Annotated in this window: 16 protein-coding genes; 9 read left to right on the top strand and 7 right to left on the bottom strand. The window is 65.1% G+C overall.

Annotated elements, in window-relative coordinates:
- Positions 1 to 119: 119 nt before the first annotated feature.
- Genes QK290_RS15445 through tkt form a run of 3 tightly spaced genes read right to left on the bottom strand, consistent with a single transcriptional unit; the run spans position 120 to position 5,019 of the window.
- A complete protein-coding gene (locus QK290_RS15445) occupies positions 120 to 1,754 on the bottom strand; it encodes a glucose-6-phosphate isomerase (protein ID WP_282331511.1) in 1,635 nt (544 codons plus the stop codon).
- A 6-nt stretch (positions 1,755 to 1,760) separates the two neighbouring features.
- Complete coding sequence (tal, locus tag QK290_RS15440; RefSeq protein ID WP_282331510.1) at positions 1,761 to 2,876, bottom strand: transaldolase; 1,116 nt, start codon at positions 2,874 to 2,876, stop codon at positions 1,761 to 1,763.
- Between the two features lie 25 nt (positions 2,877 to 2,901).
- Complete coding sequence (gene tkt / locus QK290_RS15435; protein WP_282331513.1) at positions 2,902 to 5,019, bottom strand: transketolase; 2,118 nt, start codon at positions 5,017 to 5,019, stop codon at positions 2,902 to 2,904.
- Positions 5,020 to 5,529: 510 nt separating this feature from the next.
- Here tkt and QK290_RS15430 point away from each other — a divergent pair.
- A complete protein-coding gene (locus QK290_RS15430; RefSeq protein ID WP_282331509.1) occupies positions 5,530 to 6,492 on the top strand; it encodes a heme o synthase in 963 nt (320 codons plus the stop codon).
- 106 nt (positions 6,493 to 6,598) lie between these two features.
- Here QK290_RS15430 and QK290_RS15425 read toward each other — a convergent pair whose 3' ends face one another.
- From QK290_RS15425 to QK290_RS15415, 3 genes are read right to left on the bottom strand one after another with little or no spacing between them, the layout of a single operon-like run.
- Positions 6,599 to 7,543, bottom strand: a complete 945-nt coding sequence (locus QK290_RS15425) for a COX15/CtaA family protein (protein ID WP_282331508.1) — start codon at positions 7,541 to 7,543, stop codon at positions 6,599 to 6,601.
- Positions 7,544 to 7,550: 7 nt separating this feature from the next.
- Positions 7,551 to 8,321, bottom strand: coding sequence for an ABC transporter permease (locus QK290_RS15420; RefSeq protein ID WP_282331507.1), 771 nt, complete (start codon positions 8,319 to 8,321; stop codon positions 7,551 to 7,553).
- Positions 8,318 to 9,286 (bottom strand): ABC transporter ATP-binding protein, encoded by a 969-nt coding sequence (locus QK290_RS15415; RefSeq protein WP_282331506.1) that lies wholly within the window; start codon positions 9,284 to 9,286, stop codon positions 8,318 to 8,320. The genes QK290_RS15420 and QK290_RS15415 overlap by 4 nt, the downstream gene beginning before the upstream one ends.
- 106 nt (positions 9,287 to 9,392) lie before the next feature.
- Between QK290_RS15415 and QK290_RS15410 the strand changes: the two genes are divergently transcribed.
- The 6 genes from QK290_RS15410 to QK290_RS15385 all read left to right on the top strand — a co-directional run bounded on the left by QK290_RS15410 (position 9,393) and on the right by QK290_RS15385 (position 14,608).
- Positions 9,393 to 10,235: a MarR family transcriptional regulator gene (locus QK290_RS15410; RefSeq protein WP_282331505.1), complete on the top strand. Its 843-nt coding sequence runs from the start codon at positions 9,393 to 9,395 to the stop codon at positions 10,233 to 10,235.
- Positions 10,235 to 11,698: a Fe-S cluster assembly protein SufB gene (gene sufB / locus QK290_RS15405; RefSeq protein WP_185260505.1), complete on the top strand. Its 1,464-nt coding sequence runs from the start codon at positions 10,235 to 10,237 to the stop codon at positions 11,696 to 11,698. The genes QK290_RS15410 and sufB overlap by 1 nt, the downstream gene beginning before the upstream one ends.
- Before the next feature lie 2 nt (positions 11,699 to 11,700).
- Positions 11,701 to 12,987, top strand: coding sequence for a Fe-S cluster assembly protein SufD (gene sufD, locus QK290_RS15400; RefSeq protein ID WP_282331504.1), 1,287 nt, complete (start codon positions 11,701 to 11,703; stop codon positions 12,985 to 12,987).
- A gap of 16 nt (positions 12,988 to 13,003) precedes the next feature.
- Positions 13,004 to 13,363, top strand: coding sequence for a non-heme iron oxygenase ferredoxin subunit (locus QK290_RS15395; RefSeq protein ID WP_282331503.1), 360 nt, complete (start codon positions 13,004 to 13,006; stop codon positions 13,361 to 13,363).
- Positions 13,364 to 13,477: 114 nt separating this feature from the next.
- Positions 13,478 to 14,263 carry a Fe-S cluster assembly ATPase SufC gene (gene sufC / locus QK290_RS15390; RefSeq protein WP_282331502.1) on the top strand — a complete coding sequence of 262 codons (786 nt, stop codon included), beginning with the start codon at positions 13,478 to 13,480 and terminating at the stop codon, positions 14,261 to 14,263.
- A 12-nt stretch (positions 14,264 to 14,275) separates the two neighbouring features.
- The gene (locus QK290_RS15385; RefSeq protein WP_185260509.1) at positions 14,276 to 14,608 is read left to right on the top strand and encodes a metal-sulfur cluster assembly factor; all 333 of its coding nucleotides are present in this window, start codon (positions 14,276 to 14,278) and stop codon (positions 14,606 to 14,608) included.
- A 97-nt stretch (positions 14,609 to 14,705) separates the two neighbouring features.
- Here QK290_RS15385 and QK290_RS15380 read toward each other — a convergent pair whose 3' ends face one another.
- Complete coding sequence (locus tag QK290_RS15380) at positions 14,706 to 15,587, bottom strand: neutral zinc metallopeptidase (protein ID WP_282331501.1); 882 nt, start codon at positions 15,585 to 15,587, stop codon at positions 14,706 to 14,708.
- Between the two features lie 61 nt (positions 15,588 to 15,648).
- On the opposite strand from QK290_RS15380, the gene QK290_RS15375 reads away from it, so the two are divergent.
- Entirely contained in the window at positions 15,649 to 17,055 is a 1,407-nt protein-coding gene (locus tag QK290_RS15375) for an AMP-binding protein (RefSeq protein ID WP_282331500.1), read from the top strand.
- Entirely contained in the window at positions 17,045 to 18,274 is a 1,230-nt protein-coding gene (locus tag QK290_RS15370; RefSeq protein ID WP_282331499.1) for a thiolase family protein, read from the top strand. The genes QK290_RS15375 and QK290_RS15370 overlap by 11 nt, the downstream gene beginning before the upstream one ends.
- Positions 18,275 to 18,285 lie beyond the last annotated feature (11 nt).

The raw sequence follows: 18,285 nt of genomic DNA, 5'->3' as shown, positions 1-18,285 counted from the left end.
CCGGCAATCCGATTCAGACGACGATCACGCGGATCCCGCAACGGGTTACGGCCAGTTCGTCCGGAACGCGTCGCGGAATTCCTGCCGTTTTCAGTTTCTGGCATGTTTGCTGTTGAGCCTTAGTTTTCGGTGACGGATGCTGATCGGGTGGCAACTGCTGCGATGATCTCCTGCAGCTGTACAACTCCGGCGGCGCGGTCGGTCAGGTGCAGTCGCAGGACGGGGCGGCCATGGCCGGCCAGGACCTGGGCATCGCCCGCGGCCTGGGCGGAAATCAGTTCTCCGAACGTGAACGCACGGTCCGGGATGGCCAGGTCCTCGGTGGGAGCGGCCGTAACCTGCAGAAAGACTCCGATGGCGGGTCCGCCCTTGTGGAACTGCCCGGTGGAGTGCAGGAACCGCGGGCCCCAGCCGAACGTGACGGGACGTCCGCTGACGCCGGCAAGGTGGTCGCGGATGCCTTCCAGCTTTGCGAAAGCCAGCCGGTCAAAGTAGGCCTGGACACTGAGGTAGCTGTCCTCGTCGAGGGTTCCCAGCAGTGCATCCACGGCGTCCTGTGCGGACGCCGCATCGCCGAGCCAGTCACCGCCGCGAACCTCGATCGCCCCGTCGACAAACGCGGCCGGAGTAGGTTCAGGCTGCGCGTCCAGCAGGCCGCGGGCGGCAACTTTCGCTGCCTCCACGTCCGGCTGGTCAAACGGGTTGATGCCGAGCAGGCGCCCGGCCACCGCGGTGGCGAACTCCCACACCATCATCTGGGTGGCCAGGCCGCCCGCGATGGCTACTTCGTTGTTGCCGAGTTCGACGTCGGCATCCGCGGCTACCAGCCGCACCACCAGGACGTCCGGGGCACCGTACGTGACCTCCGGTGACGTGGGTCCGGCCACCACCGGCAGGACGCCGGTGCCGAGCTTGCCGGTGGATTCGGCGATGAGCTGCTCGGCCCAGTCAGCGAAGCCCACAATGCCGGAACCGTCCTCGGCGATGACAATCTTGTTGCGCAGCGGATTGGTTCCGCCCAGGGCCGTTCCGAGGGCCAGCCCGATGTTCTCGGCGGCGTCCTCGTTCAGGATCTCAGCGGATTCCTCGGCCTCATCCAGGAAAGCCTGGATGTCCACACCGGCCAGGCCCGAGGGGACCAGCCCGAATGCGGTGAGGGCGGAGTAGCGGCCCCCAACGTTCGGATCGGCGTTGAAGACGGCACGGTAGCCGGCCTCACGCGAGGCCTTATCCAGCGGGGAACCGGGATCGGTGACGATAATGATCCGGCTCTTCGCATCGATGCCGGCTTCGGTGAAGGCGTGCTCGAAGATCCGGCGCTGGGAATCGGTCTCCAGGGTTGAACCGGACTTGGACGAAACCACAATCGCGGTTTCGGCCAGCCGGTCTGCGAGGGCGGCGCGGACCTGGTCGGGGTCGGTGCTGTCCAGCACTGTCAGCTCGACGCCAGCGGTGCCGGCGATGACCTCGGGAGCCAGCGAAGATCCGCCCATGCCGCAAAGCACAATGCGGGTCACGCCGTCAGCCTTGAGGGCACCCCGGAGTTCGAGGATGCTGGGCACGAGGGCCTGTGAGACGGTGGCCGCCTCAACCCAGCCAAGGCGGACAGCTGACTCGGCTTCGGCGTCGGGACCCCATAGGGTGTGGTCCTTGGCGAAGATCCGGGTGGCAATGCGTTCCGCCACGAGGGCGGGCAGGTGCTGTTCGAGTGCCTGCTGCGCGGCACCGGTGGCGTCGTAGCTGAGAGTGCTCATAGTGGGTTAGGAAGCCTTCCGTGCAGCGGCAAGAGCACCTTCGACGTCGGCCAGGAGTTCCTTCCAGCTGGCCACGAACTTGTCGAGGCCTTCGGATTCGAGGAGCGCGACGACCTCGTTGTAGGAGATGCCCAGCGCGTCCAGTGCGTCCAGTGTGGCGTTGGCCTCGGTGTACGTGCCGGAGACAGTGTCACCGGTGACCACGCCGTGATCGAACGTGGCGTCCAGGGTCTTCTCCGGCATCGTGTTCACAACGCCGGGGGCTGCCAACTCGGTGACGTACAGGGTGTCGGGGTAGGCCGGGTCCTTGACGCCGGTGGAGGCCCACAGCGGACGCTGCGGACGTGCGCCGGCTTCGGCCAGCAGTGCCCAGCGCTCGGTGGCGAAGAGCTGCTCGTACACCTGGTAGGCCAGGCGGGCGTTGGCTACGCCGGCCTTGCCTTTGAGGGCCTTGGCTTCATCGGTGCCGATGGCGTCGAGGCGCTTGTCGATTTCGGAGTCCACGCGGGAGACGAAGAACGACGCCACCGAGTGGATCGTGGACAGGTCGTGGCCGTTGTCTTTGGCCTGCTCCAGGCCGGACTGGAAAGCGTTGATGACAGCGCGGTAGCGCTCGAGCGAGAAGATCAGGGTCACGTTGACGCTGATGCCCTCAGCCAGCGTCGCGGTGATCGCTTCGAGGCCTTCAAGGGTTGCCGGGATCTTGATGTGGACGTTGTCCTTGTTGACCTTCTTGTATAGGTGCTTGGCTTCGGCGATGGTGCCGGCCGTGTCCCAGGCCAGGCGCGGGTCAACTTCGATGGAAACACGGCCGTCGACACCGCTGGTAGCTGCTGCCACCGGTGCGAAGAGGTCGCAGGCGTCAGCGACGTCGGTGGTGGTGATTTCGAAGATGGTCTCCTCGACGCTGGCGCCGGCTGCTGCCTGGGCCGCGATGGTGGCGTCGTAGTCCGTGCCGGCGGTGATGGCGGCGTGGAAGATGGACGGGTTGGTGGTCACACCAACGACGTTCTTCTCTTCGATCAGCTTGCGCAGCGTGCCTGTTTCAAGGCGGCTGCGGGAAAGGTCATCGAGCCAGATGGATACTCCGGCGGCGGAGAGCTGCTGTGTGGGGGTAGTCATTTTTTGTATCTCCTGGATATCGGGTTCAGGCCTGCAGGCCAGCGAGGGAGTCCTTGGCGGCGGCGGCGACAGCCTCCGCGGTGATGCCGAACTCCTGGAACAGGCGTTTGTAGTCTGCCGAAGCGCCGTAGTGCTCGAGCGAGATGGAACGGCCGGCATCGCCAACGAATTCCCTCCAGCCCAAGGCCAGACCGGCTTCGACGGAGACCCGTGCCTTGACGGCTGCGGGGAGCACGGACTCGCGGTAAGCCGCGTCCTGCTTGTTGAACCACTCCACACACGGCATGGAGATGACGCGGGCGGCGATGCCTTCGGCCTGGAGGGCTTCGCGGGCCTGGACGGCCAGCTGGACCTCGGAGCCGGTGCCTATCAGCAGCACGTCGGCCGGAACGGTGGCGCCGTCCTTGGCCGCTTCTGCCAGGACGTAGCCGCCCTTGGCGACGCCGTCAACGGAACCGAACGTGTCGCCGTCGGCCACGCCTTCACCGCGGGCGAAGGTGGGGACGTTCTGACGGGTCAGGACGATGCCGGCCGGGTTTTCGTGGTTCTCCAGCATGGTCTTCCATGCGATGCCCACCTCGTTGGCGTCGCCGGGGCGGACTACGTCCAGGCCCACAATGGCGCGCAGCGTGGAGAGCTGCTCCACCGGCTGGTGGGTGGGACCGTCTTCGCCCAGGCCTATGGAGTCGTGCGTCCAGACATACAGTGACGGAACGCCCATGAGGGCGCCGAGCCGGATGGCCGGGCGCTGGTAGTCGCTGAAGATCAGGAACGTACCGGAAAACGCGCGGGTCCGGCCGTGCAGCGAGATTCCGTTCACGATCGATGCGGCGGCGTGCTCACGGATGCCGAAGTGCAGGACCCGGCCGTAGGGGTTGCCGGACCAGGTGTCGGTCTGTTTGGAGGCGGGCACAAAGGACGGCGAGCCTTCGATGGTGGTGTTGTTGGACTCGGCGAGGTCAGCCGAACCGCCCCAGAGTTCCGGCATGACCGGTCCCAGTGCGTTCAGGACCTTACCCGACGCTGCCCGGGTGGAGACGTCCTTGCCGGCCGGGAAGACCGGGAGTGCGGCGTCCAGGCTTTCGGGCAGTTCGCGGGCCTCGATGCGCTGCAGGAGAGCGGCGCCTTCGGGGTTGGCGGCCTGCCAGGCGTTGAAGGACTCTTCCCATTCCTTCTGGGCGGCGGCACCGCGGTCAACCACCGAGCGGGCGTGGGCCAGGACGTCCTGGTCCACCTCGAAGGACTTGGCGGGGTCGAAGCCCAGCACAGACTTCAGGCCTGCGACTTCCTCAGCACCCAGTGCGGAACCGTGGATCTTGCCCGTGTTCTGCTTCTTGGGCGCCGGGTAGCCGATGATGGTTCGCAGCGAGATGATGGAGGGCTTGGACGTCTCGGCCTTCGCGGCGAGCAGGGCCGAGTACAGCTCCTGCACGTCCTCCTTGTATTCGCCGGTCTTGGTCCAGTCGACGCGCTGGGTGTGCCAGCCGTAGGCCTCGTAGCGCTTGAGGACATCCTCGGTGAAGGAGATGTCGGTGTCGTCCTCGATGGAGATGTGGTTCTCGTCGTAGATCACCACGAGGTTGCCCAGTTCCTGGTGCCCGGCCAGCGAGGAAGCCTCGGACGTGACGCCTTCCTGGAGGTCGCCGTCGGAGGCGATGACCCAGATGGTGTGGTCGAAGGGGCTTTCGCCAGCCGCAGCATCGGCGTCGAACAGGCCGCGCATCCGCCGTTGTGAGTAGGCGAAGCCCACCGAGGAAGCCAGGCCCTGGCCCAGCGGGCCGGTGGTGATTTCGACACCGGCGGTGTGCTTGTACTCCGGGTGGCCCGGGGTCAGCGAATCCCAGGTGCGCAGCGCCTCAAGGTCCTTCAGTTCCAGGCCGTAGCCGGACAGGAACAGCTGTATGTAAAGGGTGAGCGACGTGTGGCCGGGCGACAGGATGAAACGGTCACGTCCCAGCCAGTCCGGGTTGCGGGGGTCGTGGCGCATCAGCTTCTGGAAGAGAAGGTATGCGGCGGGTGCCAGGCTCATGGCCGTACCGGGGTGGCCGTTGCCGACCTTCTCCACGGCATCCGCAGCCAATACACGGGCGGTATCCACCGCGCGCTGGTCCAAGCTGGTCCATGACAGTTCTTGCTCTTCCAAATGTGGCACGAAAACCGGGCCCCTCTCTGTGCTGATGGTGGGCGGTACACGGGATCCGCTCCGGGGCACGCTATGGTGCCTGCTGCGGTGTGTACCAGCCGTTCACCATCGAAACGTTGATCTATCATTCAGCAGGGCTATTGGAACGCGTTTTCCAACGCATTTCTGCCGCGTGCTGATCTGGTGACAGCTTAGCTCCATTCCACTCTCCGGTCAGCGCAAATCTCACGTTTTGGACGCAATTTCCCCTTATGTGAATCGTCATTTCGTGAGGTTGAGTTAATCTGCTCGAATCACCCTGCCAGCAATCATCAGGGCCTAATCATGGGGCATCTGTTACAAATGCGCACGGTATGATATTTGCAGGCCTACGCCGGTAGCCGAGCCCTAATCAGGGCGGCGGCAGACTAGGCGTTGCCGGGACCTACTCGTGATGACCATTGGCGGGCTGCCCGGCCAACGGCCTTAAAACACAGCTGCACCGCCAGACAGAACTGCCAACCAGAACGGGTGACTGCCACCGTGAGCACAACAGATACGCCGCTTAACGCTTCCCGCACCAGAGGGGGAGCCGGGTTCGCCCGTAAGGCCAAGGCGTATTTCGCCCTCACCAAGCCGCGTGTCATTGAGTTGCTGCTGGTCAGCACCCTCCCCACCATGATCTACGCCGAGCGCGGCTTCCCGCCGATCGGGCTGATCCTGGCCACCTTGGTAGGCGGCGCGTTTGCTGCCGGCAGCGCCGGTGCCTTCAACTGCTACCTGGACCGCGACATCGACAAACTGATGCACCGGACTGAGAACCGTCCCCTCGTCACCGGCGAGGTGACGCCCCGCGAGGCACTGGTTTTCTCGTGGCTGCTCGGCGCGGCGGCAATTGGAATTCTCTGGTTCGGGGCCAACCCGCTGGCAGCGTGGCTCGGGCTGGGCGCGATCTTCTTTTATGTGGTCATCTACACCATTATTCTCAAGCGCCGCACGGCACAGAACATTGTGTGGGGTGGAGCCGCGGGCTGCTTCCCGGTGCTGATTGCCTGGGCCGCTGTGACCAACACCGTCGAGTGGCCCGCCGTCATTTTGTTTATGGTCATCTTCCTCTGGACGCCGCCGCACTACTGGCCGCTTTCCATGCGCTACGGCGAGGACTACCGCAACGCCAACGTGCCGATGCTGGGAGCGATCGCCGGCGCCAAGGTGGTTTCTGTCCAGGTAGTCCTCTATGCCTGGGCCATGGTGGCCTGCTCGCTGCTGTTGGTCCCCGCCGGTGGCGCGGGCTGGGTCTATACGGCCACCGCAGTCCTGGCAGGTGCCTGGTTCCTGAACGAGTCGCACTCCCTGTATAACCGTGCGCAGCGCGAGGACATCTCGGACAAGCGGGCCATGAAGGTCTTCCACGGCTCCATCAGCTACCTGACACTGCTGTTCATCGCCTTGGCCGTGGATCCGTTCGTCGGATCAGCGATCATCAGCCAGTAGCCCTCCTCAACAAACAACGCGGGGTCACCTACCGCCCGTTCCGGGCCTCCGGATGGGCGGTAAGTGACCCCGCGTTTGACTAATCGGCAGTTGCCGGGCGGCGCGCTTACGTGACCGGGCTTGAGCGGGCGAGGTCGGCGGTGTTTGTTGCCGCGCTCATCAGCAGTGCCGCGCCAAGCATGTGGGCGCCCACCAGCAACGCGGGGATGCCGTTGTAGTACTGGGTGAAGCCGATGGCTGCCTGCAGCAGGGTTACGGCCAGGAGCAGCAGGACGGCGGTGCGGAACGGTCCCCGGATCCGGCGGACAATCACCAGCACCACTGCGAGCAATGTTCCGGCCGTGATTAGGTACGCCGGAACGGCATGGATGTGGGAGAACAGATCCCAGTCGAGTCCGTTGCGGGGCGCGTCGGCGTCACCGGCGTGGGGGCCGGAGCCGGTCACCACAACGCCGAGCATCACGGCAAGAGCAGAGAAAAGCGCGACGGCGGCAGTCATCGGACGCATGACGCCCGGCAATGCGGGGAGCTGGATGCCGGCGTGGCGGCCCGTCCTGCCGTAAGCCCGGTTGACGAGCAGCGTGGCGATCACCACGAGGGCCATGGACACGAGGAAGTGAAGGCCCACCACCCACGGATTGAGGTTGGTCAGCACAGTGACACCACCGATCACCGCCTGTGCCGGAATACTGGCCAGCAGGCCAAGCGCCAGCAGGAAGAGGTCCCGACGCTCCTTGCGAAGGTTCCACAAGTACACAAGCATGGCCACCGCAACCGCTGCCAACGCAAACGTCAGGAGCCGGTTGCCGAACTCAATGAAGCCGTGAATCCCCATTTCGGCAGTGTTCACCAAAGAGGTGTCCGTGCAGCGTGGCCACGTCGGGCAGCCGAGGCCGGACGCGGTCAGCCGCACCGCGCCGCCGGTCACCACCAGCAGCGTCTGGCCAACCAGGGACGCCACCGCGAGGCGGCGGACGCTGGTGTCAACGGTACGGGGGAGTCTCGCGACGAGGCGGCCGGCGATCTGGGGGAGGCGTGAAGCCGTGCTCACGGATATCTCAATTCCACTTGAACCAACGGATGGCTGCTGCCCCGGCAAGAACTGTCCAGAGCAGCAGGATAAGCGCGGCGCCGCTGTTCAGCGAGCCGTGCAGGAATGCTTCGCGCATGGCCTCGCCGAGTGCGCCGGAGGGTAGATAGTGGACCACTTGCTGCGCCACCGCGGGCAGCCGTCCCGCGGGAATAACGATCCCGCCGAGGGCGCCCAGCAGGATCCACAGCAGGTTGGTGATGGCGAGGGTGGCCTCGGGCCGCACGGTGCCGGCCACCAGGAGTCCCAGCGCGGTGAACGCCACGGCGCCCAGGGCCAGCAGCAACAGGCCAGGGAGCCAGCCGGAGGCAGGCGGCTGCCAGCCCAGAGGAAGCGCCACCAGTGTCACAACGGCAACTTGGAGGCAGAGTACCGCCAGGACCGCCAGCACTTTACCCGCGATGAGGCCTTCGCGGCCCAGGGGTGTGGTGGACAGGAAGCGGAGAACTCCGTACCGCCGATCGAATCCGGTGGCGATTCCCTGCCCGGTAAATGCCGTGGACATCGCGCACAAAGCCAGGATGCCTGGGACCGCCACATTGATTCGGCTGGCTCCGAAGCCGTCAAGGAATGGGGTGACAGTGAGCCCCACCAGCACAAGAAGCGGCAGGACCACGGCGAGGATCAGCTGCTCGCCGTTCCTGAGCATGGTCAGGGATTCATACCTGCCCTGCAGCAGGACGCGGCGCAGCAGCGTGGCCGGCGCTCCCTGGGTGGCGCTGGCTGCGGGAGCCGTCATCGGATGTCCTTTCCCGAGATGTCGAGAAAGACATCTTCCAGGCTTCGAGCCGCAAGGCTCATGGAACCGGGCATAACGTCGTGGGCAGCCCACCAAGCGGTCAGCGACGCGAGATCGTGGGGTGTGAGGGCACCCATGGCAACGTAGCTTCCGGCCCGCGTTTCAGAGACCGCGATGGCTTGGGGTAGCACGCCGGTGAAATCCAGCCCGGGGGGCGCCTCGAACACCAGGGTGCGGATATGGTCCGCGCCGGCCTCCACCGCCGGGTCGCGCTGCAGTAGCTGGGGAACTGTTCCCTCGGCGACGTTCCTGCCGGCGTCAATGATGTACACGTAGTCGGCCAACCGCTGGGCGTCGTCCATCAGGTGCGTTGTGAGGATGATGCCCATCCCGGTTGCCCGCAGTTCCGAGATCAGCTCGAACACCAGCTGCCGGGACTGGGGATCCAGGCCGGCGCTGGGCTCGTCCAGGAATAGGACTTCCGGATTTCCGATCAGGGCTGCGGCGAGTGCCAGCCGTTGTTTCTGCCCACCGGAAAGCCGGCGGACGGTTGTCCTGGCGAAGGTGTCAATACCAAGCCGTTCCACCAGTTCGTCGACGGAGCGGGGCCTCGCGTACATTCCGGCGATGTGCCGCAGGAGCGGGATGGGACGTGCCGACGGCGGGAGGCCGCCGTCCTGAAGCATCACGCCTACGCGGGACCGCAGGTCAGCGCCCGCTCGGCCCGGATCCTGGCCGAGCAGCGAGATGCTGCCCCCGTTGCGTTTCTGCAGGCCTTGGGCGCATTCGATGGTGGTGGTTTTTCCAGCTCCATTGGCGCCCAGGAGGGCGGTGACCTGGCCGCGTTCGGCCACAAAAGATACGCCGTTGACTACCCGGAGCATTTTTCCGTCCAGGCTGGCCAGCGGACCAACATCCTTGATTAACCCGCTGATGGACAGAACCGGGGATTCGGGGGATCGCACCCCAGCATTCTACGCGATGTAGTACTGGCGGGGCCGCAGGTGACCCCAGCCGCAGGTCAGCCTGACCTTACTAGTACGGGGGAGTAAATTACGACATGATTGTGTTGTGTATTCCATGACCAATGCTGCTGCTGTGCCGTTTGCCGGGCACAGAGCGCCACGTACCGCCGCTGATCGCGGCCACGTGGCCGCTGTGCCGGTAGCTGACTCCGACGAGCGTACCCGGGACCGGGTTCTTGGCGCCGTGCTTGAGCATGGCCCCATCAGCGCTGCGGAACTCGGTGACATGCTCGGTTTCACGCCAGCCGCTGTCCGGAGGCATCTTGATCATCTGGCCCGCAGTGGGGTTATTGAGGTCAAGCGTGCAGCCAGGGCAGGTGCAGGCGCGGGGCGACCAGCCCGCCGCTACGTCCTGAGCTCGCAGGGCCAGTCCACGCTTGGCAACGATTACCTCGACATCGCCGCCCTCGCGCTCAAGCAGCTCCAGGCGGTGGCGGGCGAACAGGCAGTCCGCGCGTTCGCCGTCGAACGTTTTGCCGACATGGAACGCCGTTACGCACCCGAGATAGAACAGGCCGGACCGGACATCACCGCCAGGGCGCAAGCACTGTCCACGGCGCTGAGCCGGGATGGGTTCGTGGCGTCGACCGCCTCGATCGAAGCCAGGGCCCCGCTGCCGGCAGCACTGTCCAGCGTCCAGCTGTGCCAGGGGCATTGCCCCATCCAGCAGCTCGCCGCCCAGTTCCCCGTCTTCTGCGATGTGGAGACCGAAGTGTTCTCCCGTCTCGTCGGCGTCGACGTGCGCCGCCTGTCCACGCTGGCGCGCGGCGGACACGTCTGCACTACCCACATACCCACAGGCAGGCTGGCCGCCGGGGGACCACGCGTCCCGCAGGCAGCCCCCGCCAGCCTGGATGAAGTAACCAACCATCAGCAAGAAAGGCCGTGATGACGGACCAACTATCAGAGAAAGCGGTAGCCGAAGACACTGTGATCTCGGAGATTCTGGAAAAGAATCCTGAGCTCCACGGCATCGGCACGTATGAGTACGGCTGGTCTGACAAGAACGATGTCGGTGCCAACGCCCGCCGCGGTATCAATGAAGACGTCGTCCGCGACATCTCGGCCAAGAAGAGCGAGCCGAAATGGATGCTCGATCTTCGCCTCAAGGGCCTGAAGTACTTCGACCGCAAGCCCATGCCCACCTGGGGTGCAGACCTCTCGGGCATCGACTTCGACAACATCAAGTACTTTGTGCGTTCCACCGAGAAGCAGGCCACCAGCTGGGAGGACCTGCCCGAGGACATTAAGAACACGTACGACAAGCTCGGCATCCCCGAGGCCGAAAAGCAACGCCTGGTTTCCGGCGTCGCCGCCCAGTACGAGTCCGAGGTTGTCTACCACCAACTGCGTGAGGACCTCGAAAAGCAGGGCGTCATCTTCCTGGACACCGACACCGCGCTGCGCGAACACCCGGAGATCTTCCAGGAGTACTTCGGCACCATCATCCCCGTGGGCGACAACAAGTTCGCGTCGCTGAACACGGCCGTCTGGTCCGGCGGTTCCTTTGTGTACGTCCCCAAGGGCGTCCACGTCGACATTCCGCTGCAGGCATACTTCCGCATCAACACGGAAAACATGGGCCAGTTCGAACGCACCCTGATCATCGCCGACGAGGACTCCTACGTCCACTACATCGAAGGCTGCACCGCGCCGATCTACACCTCGGACTCGTTGCACTCCGCCGTGGTGGAAATCATCGTGAAGAAGGGCGCCCGCGTCCGTTACACCACCATCCAGAACTGGTCCACCAACGTGTACAACCTGGTGACCAAGCGTGCCATCTGCGAAGAAGGCGCCACCATGGAATGGGTTGACGGCAACATCGGCTCCAAGGTCACCATGAAGTACCCGGCCGTTTACCTCGTAGGCGAGCACGCAAAGGGCGAGACTCTGTCCATCGCCTTCGCCGGCGCCGGTCAGCACCAGGACACCGGCTCGAAGATGGTGCACATCGCGCCGAACACCAAGAGCTCCATCATTTCCAAGTCCGTGGCCCGCGGCGGCGGACGAGCTGCCTACCGCGGACTGGTCCAGGTCCGTGAAGGTGCCAAGCACTCAGCGAACACCGTCCGTTGCGACGCGCTGCTGGTGGATACCATCAGCCGTTCGGACACCTACCCGTACATCGACATCCGCGAGGATGACGTGGTGATGGGCCATGAAGCAACCGTTTCCCGGGTCAGCGAAGAGCAGCTCTTCTACCTGATGTCCCGCGGCATGCGCGAAGACGAGGCCATGGCGATGATCGTCCGTGGCTTCATTGAGCCCATCGCCCGCGAACTCCCGATGGAGTACGCACTTGAGCTGAACCGCCTGATTGAACTGCAGATGGAAGGGTCCGTCGGATAACGATGACTGAAATCACTACTGAAAAGGCGCGCATCGGCGCGCCCTCGGCCCAGCCGTTTATTAACGGTTTCACGGAAGAGGGCGAAAGCCTGTCTCCGATCAACTCGAACGCTTCCAAGGCCCCGCTGGCCGGGGAAGCTGTCAAGCGCCACTCGCACGGCGGCGGCGTCGGCATTCCGGACAGCTCACGCGCTGGCCGGCTGACCTCGTACAACCTGGCGGACTTCAAGCCGCTCACCGGGCTTGAGGAAGATTGGCGCTTCACCCCGCTCAAGCGCCTGCGAGGCCTGCACAGTGAGGTCCTTGCGGGAGCGGCTCCGACCGTAACCGTCAGCGGCCCGGAGCAGGTCACGGTTGAAAGCGTGGCACGCGGCGACAAGCGCATCGGGTCCGCCGGCATCCCGGAGGACCGCGTGTCCGCGAACGCCTGGGAAAACTTCAGCGAAGCCACCGTCCTCACCATCCCGGCTGAGTTTGAAGCCGACACCGAGGTCACTGTTGCGATCGACGGTACCTCGACGGCGGCAGCCGCCCAGCACCTGGTGATAGTAGCGGAGAAGTTCTCCAAGGCCGTTGTGGTCCTCAACCACCAGGGTTCGGCCGTTGTGTCCGAAAACATCGAAATCGTTGTTGAAGACGGCGCCAACCTCACTGTTGTCTCGCTCCAGGAATGGAACGACGACGCCGTTCACGCCTCCTCCCAGCAGGCAAAGATCGGCCGCGACGCCAAGTTCAAGCACGTCGTGGTCAGCCTTGGCGGGGACCTGGTCCGCGTCACGCCCTCGGCCCGTTTCACCGCCCCCGGCGGCGAAGCGGAAATGTTCGGCCTGTACTTTGCCGACGCCGGCCAGCACCTGGAGCAACGGCTCTTCGTTGACCACGCGGTGGCGAACTGCACCTCCAATGTGCTCTACAAGGGTGCGTTGCAGGGCCGCAACGCCCACGCCGTGTGGGTAGGCGACGTCCTGATCCGCAAGGAAGCCGAAGGCACTGACAGCTACGAGGCCAACCGCAACCTGCTGCTCACGGACGGCGCCCGCGCCGACTCCGTGCCGAACCTCGAGATCGAAACCGGGCTGATCAAGGGAGCCGGCCACGCCAGCGCCACCGGCCGGCTGGACGACGAGCACCTGTTCTACCTCATGGCCCGCGGCATCCCCGAGGATGTTGCCCGCCGCCTGGTGGTCCGTGGCTTCCTGCACGAGATCATCCAGCAGATCAAGGTACCGGCCCTCGAAGAGCGGCTTACCGAGGCTGTTGAGCGCGAACTCGCCGTCACGAACAACTAGACGGCGCGGAAAACAGATGACTGACCAGCCAAAGGGCGAATTTGTCTGCAAAACGGATGAAATCCAGCTCAAGCAGGCTCTTCGGATTCTGATCGATGACTACCCCGTAGCCATCGTCAAGGACTCCATGGGAGACATCCACGCCATCGGGGACACATGCTCGCACGCGGACATCTCTCTGTCCGAGGGCGAAGTGGAAGGGTGCATGATCGAATGCTGGGGCCACGGCTCCCAGTTCGATCTGCGCAGCGGTGAGCCGCTGCAGCTGCCCGCTTACGATCCCGTCCCCGTGTTCGCCGTCGAGATCGTCGGCGACGAGGTCTACGTGGACTTTACGAACGTGCTCAACGGAGCGGAAGCCCCGAACGTCAGCTAGCAGCATCAGCCGGACAGATCAGCCGCCCGCGGCAATACCAAGCAACAGAACCAAAACTTCCAGATACAGACCGCACCACCGCCGGAGGGCGCGGTGCAGAGGAGAACAAGACCTATGTCTACTCTTGAGATCAAGGACCTGCACGTCAGCATTGACACGGAGCAGGGCACCAAGGAGATCCTGAAGGGCGTCAGCCTGACCATCAAGACCGGTCAGACCCACGCCATCATGGGCCCCAACGGTTCAGGCAAGTCCACCCTGGCTTCCACCATCGCCGGGCACCCGCGTTACAAGGTCACCAACGGAACCATCACGCTCGACGGCGAAGACGTCCTCGCCATGAGCGTTGACCAGCGTGCCCGTGCCGGCATCTTCCTGGCCATGCAGTACCCCGTGGAGGTCCCCGGTGTGAGCATGACCAACTTCCTGCGCACCGCTAAGACCGCCATCGACGGCGAAGCACCCAAGCTGCGCACCTGGACCAAGGACGTCAAGGCGGCCATGGCTCAGCTGCGCATCGACGCTGACTTCGCCGAACGCAACGTCAACGAGGGCTTCTCCGGCGGTGAGAAGAAGCGCGTGGAGATCCTCCAGCTGGAACTCTTCAAGCCGAAGTTCGCCATCCTGGACGAGACCGACTCGGGCCTGGACGTTGACGCCCTGAAGGTTGTGTCCGAAGGCGTCAACCGCGCTCATGAGACGGGCAACATGGGCACGCTGCTCATCACGCATTACACCCGCATCCTGCGTTATATCAAGCCTGACTTTGTCCACGTATTCGTGGACGGCCAGGTTGTCGAAGAGGGCGGCCCGGAGCTGGCAGACCGCCTTGAAGACGAAGGCTACGACCGTTACGCCACGGGCGCCGGCGCAGCCACCATCGCTGCTGCCCAGGCCTAGTTAGGACTTGCCATGACCGAAATCAATGTGGCCCGCACGGGCCTCGAGGACGTCGAAGAGGCACTCAAGGACGTCATCGACCCTGAACTCGGGGTGAACATCGTGGACCTCGGGCTGCTGTACGGCCTGAAGTACTCCGACGAGGACGGTGCGCTGCTGATCGACATGACGCTCACCACGGCAGCTTGCCCGCTCACCGATGTCATCGAGGAGCAGGTAGGCAAGTCCCTGGACGGCGTGGTGGACGACTGGCGCCTGAACTGGGTGTGGATGCCGCCGTGGGGACCGGAGCGGATCACCGATGACGGCAAGGACCAGATGCGGGCCCTCGGCTTCAACATCTGACATGGAAAGTACGACGGCGGCCGGCTACCTCCCCAGCGGAGGAAGCCGGCCGTCGTCGTTCTTTTCTAGTTCGTGCTGCCGTCGGCGACAGATCCTGTCACAGGCTAGGCGACGAGAACGTGTCGCACTGGTTAATGTCGCCGCTGGTATAGCCGGTGTAGAACCATTTCTGCCGTTGTTCGCTGGAGCCGTGCGTCCAGGCCTCGGGCGAGACCCTGCCCGTGGCGGCCTCCTGGATCCGGTCATCGCCCACCGCCGAAGCTGCGGACAGGGCATCCTTGAGGTCCTGCTGGGTGATCGGTTCCAGGAACGGCTGGCCGTCGGGTCCGGGCTGGGTTGAGGCGTGCTTTACCCAGAGCCCGGCATAGCAGTCGGCCTGGAGCTCCGTTCTGACAGCACCGGACGCCGGCCCCTGCGGATCCTGCTGCGCACGGTCGAGGTACCCCAGCACGTTCTGGATATGGTGGCCGAATTCGTGGGCCACCACGTACTCCTGCGCCAAAGGACCTCCCGAGGATCCGAAGCGGTTCACGAGCTCCTGGAAGAAGCCGGGGTCGAAATAGGCGGTGCTGTCCGTGGGGCAGTAGAAGGGGCCTACCGCGCTCGAGGCTGTCCCGCAACCGCTGTTGACGGCTTCATCGAAGATCACGGTCTTCGGCTGGGGGTACTGCACGTTGTATTCCTGGAGATAGGCCGGCCAGAACGCGTTCAGGCTGTTGACCGTGCCGGTAATCCGGCAGTCCAGCCGGGCGTCAGCGTCGGCCCCCGTGGCGCAGGCCGGCGCCGTCCCTTGATTTTGGTCAGCCGTGCCAGTGCCGCCGGTCAGGCCTTCCAACATTGCTGGATTGACGCCAAGGAGGACTGCAATGAGCAGGATGATCCCGCCCCCGATCCCGCCGCCGACTTTGGCACCGCGGCCCATGCCGCGCCGGTCCTGGACCTGGGAGGGGTCCAGCTGGACGTTGTCATTGAAGCTCATGAAGTCACAATAGCCTTTACCGGCAGCACCGAAGCCGAGTCAGCCCGGTAAAGTTGGTTCGATGCCTTTTCTCGACAAAATCCAGCGTTGGGCCGAAGAACGCCCCCATGACACTGCCGTTGTGGTGGCCGGCCAGCGCCTGCGCTGGGCTGAGCTGCGGGACGCCGCCGCAGCCGCTCTTCCAGGGACGGCAGCCATCACAGTCCTGGCGGAGGCCAACTCCGTGGACTTCGCCGTAAAGTTCACCGCAGCCGTCGCCGGCGAGCGTCAATGCGCAGTCCTGGATCCGGCCTGGCCGGCGTCCCTGCACCTGGAAATCGTTCAACGGCTGGCGGAATCAGCTGAGCCGGGCGCAGTTTCCGCATCGGATGCGTTGGCGGACGGGCCGCCGGACTCGACCTTCCTGATCGGACTCACCTCCGGCACCACCTCCGTGCCCAAGGCGTTCACCCGGTCCAGGCAGTCCTGGCGGCAGTCCTTCGACGCATCTATTGAGTTCTTCGGCCTCGCCCAGACCGACGTCACGCTCGCGCCCGGACCCCTGGCCGCCAGCCTTAACCTCTACGCCCTCGCTGAGTGCCTCTACGCGGGCTCAGAATTCCAGACGCTGGGGAGGTTCGACGTCGGTGATGTCCACGCCGCCATTACGCACGACGGCGTGACCCGGCTGATCCTCGTGCCCACCATGCTGCGGCTGCTGAGTGAGCGCGGCCTGACCGGCTGCGTTGATGCCGCCGGCATCCGGACCATCATCTGCGCCGGCTCGAAGCTGGACGCACGCACCCTTGAGGCAGCACGGCGCTGGGCGCTGAACGCCACCATCTTTGAGTATTACGGCGCATCCGAACTGAGCTTTGTCTCCGGTGCGGGGCTAGTGGCGGGGGAACTGCTGGACGCCGGGGGTACTGGAATCGGACACCCGTTCCCGGGCGTGGACGTCAGAATCCTGGACGACGACGGTTCCGAACTGCAGGACGGCCAAGCCGGCAACATCTGCGTCCGCAGCGGCATGCTCAGCAACGGCTACCTCTGGGGTGACGACGGCCAGGCGCTCCGTTCCTTCAACGGCTGGTTCACGGTGGGGGACCAGGGCTACCTCGCCGACGGCGAGCTGCACATCCTGGGCCGGCGCGCCGACATGATCCTGACTTCGGGCAAGAACGTGTATCCGCACGAAGTGGAACTCGCCCTGGCGGCCGTGCCGGGCGTGGCTGCTGCTGTAGCCGCCGGAATACCCGATGACCTCCGCGGCCAACGGGTGGTTGCAGGCGTCATTCCGTCCCACGGCGGAATCACGGCCTTGCAGCTCAAGGCAGGACTCGCAAACATCCTGCCGCGGGAGAAACGGCCCCACCAGTACTTCGCACTGTCCGAACTTCCCACGACGGACCGGGGCAAGATCAGCCGGAATATCCTGCTGGAATGGATCGGCTCCCACGACCCGAGGGCGCGGCATCTTGACCGCTGACCTGCAGCCCCATGGCTTGCCGCCTGGTGACTTTGTGCCCGCGGACCGGCAGCCGGTGATCATCGCGGCGCGGCGTACCGCGGTCCGGCGCGCCAACGGCGCGCTGAAGGAACTGCGTGCGCACAAGCTTCTCGCGCCGGTCCTGGCTGACCTCTTGGCAGACACCCAGGTGCCGGCCGAAGCGGTCACGGATGTGGTGATCGGCAACGCCGTGGGCGGCGGCGGTAACGTGGCCCGTCTGGCCCTTCTTGAGGCAGGACTGCCGGTCAGCGTGCCGGGACTGACCGTCGACCGCCAGTGCGGGTCAGGCCTCGACGCGATCGTCCTGGCGGCCCGGCTGGTGGCCGCCGGGGGAAACCTCGTGTATCTCGCCGGGGGAGTGGAGAGCATCAGCACGGCTCCGTTGCGGGCCTACCGGGACGACGACGGCGAGCCCGCCTTTTTTGCCCGGGCCCAGTTTGTGCCGCACAGTTTCGGCGACCCGGACATGGGGGTCGCTGCCGAGAACGTAGCGGCCCGGTTCGAGGTCAGCCGGGAACGGCAGGATGCCTCGGCGCTCCGCAGCCACCAGCGCGCGCTGGCCGCCACTAAGGCAGGCTATTTCGCCGCCGAAATCACCACGCTGCAAACGCCAGCCGGTCCCATCAGTGCCGACGACGGCCCCCGCGCCGGTCTGTCCGCCGCCGTCCTGAAGCGGTTCCCCGCCGCTTTTGTGCCAGAGGGGACGGTCACAGCAGGCAACTCATGCTTCGACGCAGACGCCGCGTGCGCCGTCGTCATCACTTCCCTGCAGCGGGCCCGGGAACTGGGAGCCGCCGACGGGCTCCTGGTGCTGGGCTCGGACACGGCCGGCGTGGATCCCGACGTGCTGGGGATCGGCGCAGCGGTTGCCGGACAGCGGCTCCTGCAGTCGAGGGGGCTGTCCGCTGACAGCGTCGACCTGGTGGAGTTCAACGAAGCCTTCGCGTCCCAGACCCTGGCCTGCCTGGACCAGCTGGGCATTGATCCGGAGCGGGCCAACCTTGACGGCGGGGCGCTGGCACTGGGCCACGCCTACGGGGCATCCGGGGCGGTACTCGTGACCCGGCTTCTCGCCCAGGCCCGGCGCACCGGGAACCATGGCTCCCTTGCACTGGCCCTGATCAGTATTGCCGGCGGCATGGGAACGGCGGCGCTGCTGCGCTACGAGTTGCTGGCCGGCGGGCGACAGGACTCCTGAGCCGAACAAAG

The organism is Pseudarthrobacter sp. AL07, assembly GCF_029960665.1.
In the GTDB taxonomy this organism is placed as follows: domain Bacteria; phylum Actinomycetota; class Actinomycetes; order Actinomycetales; family Micrococcaceae; genus Arthrobacter.
Note: the sequence above shows the minus strand (reverse complement) of the source record. Positions and strands in the feature narration are given on the sequence as shown.

Bases quoted from the DNA above. Each gene is read 5' to 3' on its own strand.
- QK290_RS15395 (WP_282331503.1), top strand. From the start codon at position 13,004: ATGACTGACCAGCCAAAGGGCGAATTTGTCTGCAAAACGGATGAAATC.
- sufD (WP_282331504.1), top strand. From the start codon at position 11,701: ATGACTGAAATCACTACTGAAAAGGCGCGCATCGGCGCGCCCTCGGCC.
- QK290_RS15420 (WP_282331507.1), bottom strand. From the start codon at position 8,321: ATGACGGCTCCCGCAGCCAGCGCCACCCAGGGAGCGCCGGCCACGCTG.
- tal (WP_282331510.1), bottom strand. From the start codon at position 2,876: ATGACTACCCCCACACAGCAGCTCTCCGCCGCCGGAGTATCCATCTGG.
- QK290_RS15445 (WP_282331511.1), bottom strand. From the start codon at position 1,754: ATGAGCACTCTCAGCTACGACGCCACCGGTGCCGCGCAGCAGGCACTC.
- sufC (WP_282331502.1), top strand. From the start codon at position 13,478: ATGTCTACTCTTGAGATCAAGGACCTGCACGTCAGCATTGACACGGAG.
- QK290_RS15380 (WP_282331501.1), bottom strand. From the start codon at position 15,587: ATGAGCTTCAATGACAACGTCCAGCTGGACCCCTCCCAGGTCCAGGAC.
- QK290_RS15375 (WP_282331500.1), top strand. From the start codon at position 15,649: ATGCCTTTTCTCGACAAAATCCAGCGTTGGGCCGAAGAACGCCCCCAT.
- QK290_RS15385 (WP_185260509.1), top strand. From the start codon at position 14,276: ATGACCGAAATCAATGTGGCCCGCACGGGCCTCGAGGACGTCGAAGAG.
- sufB (WP_185260505.1), top strand. From the start codon at position 10,235: ATGACGGACCAACTATCAGAGAAAGCGGTAGCCGAAGACACTGTGATC.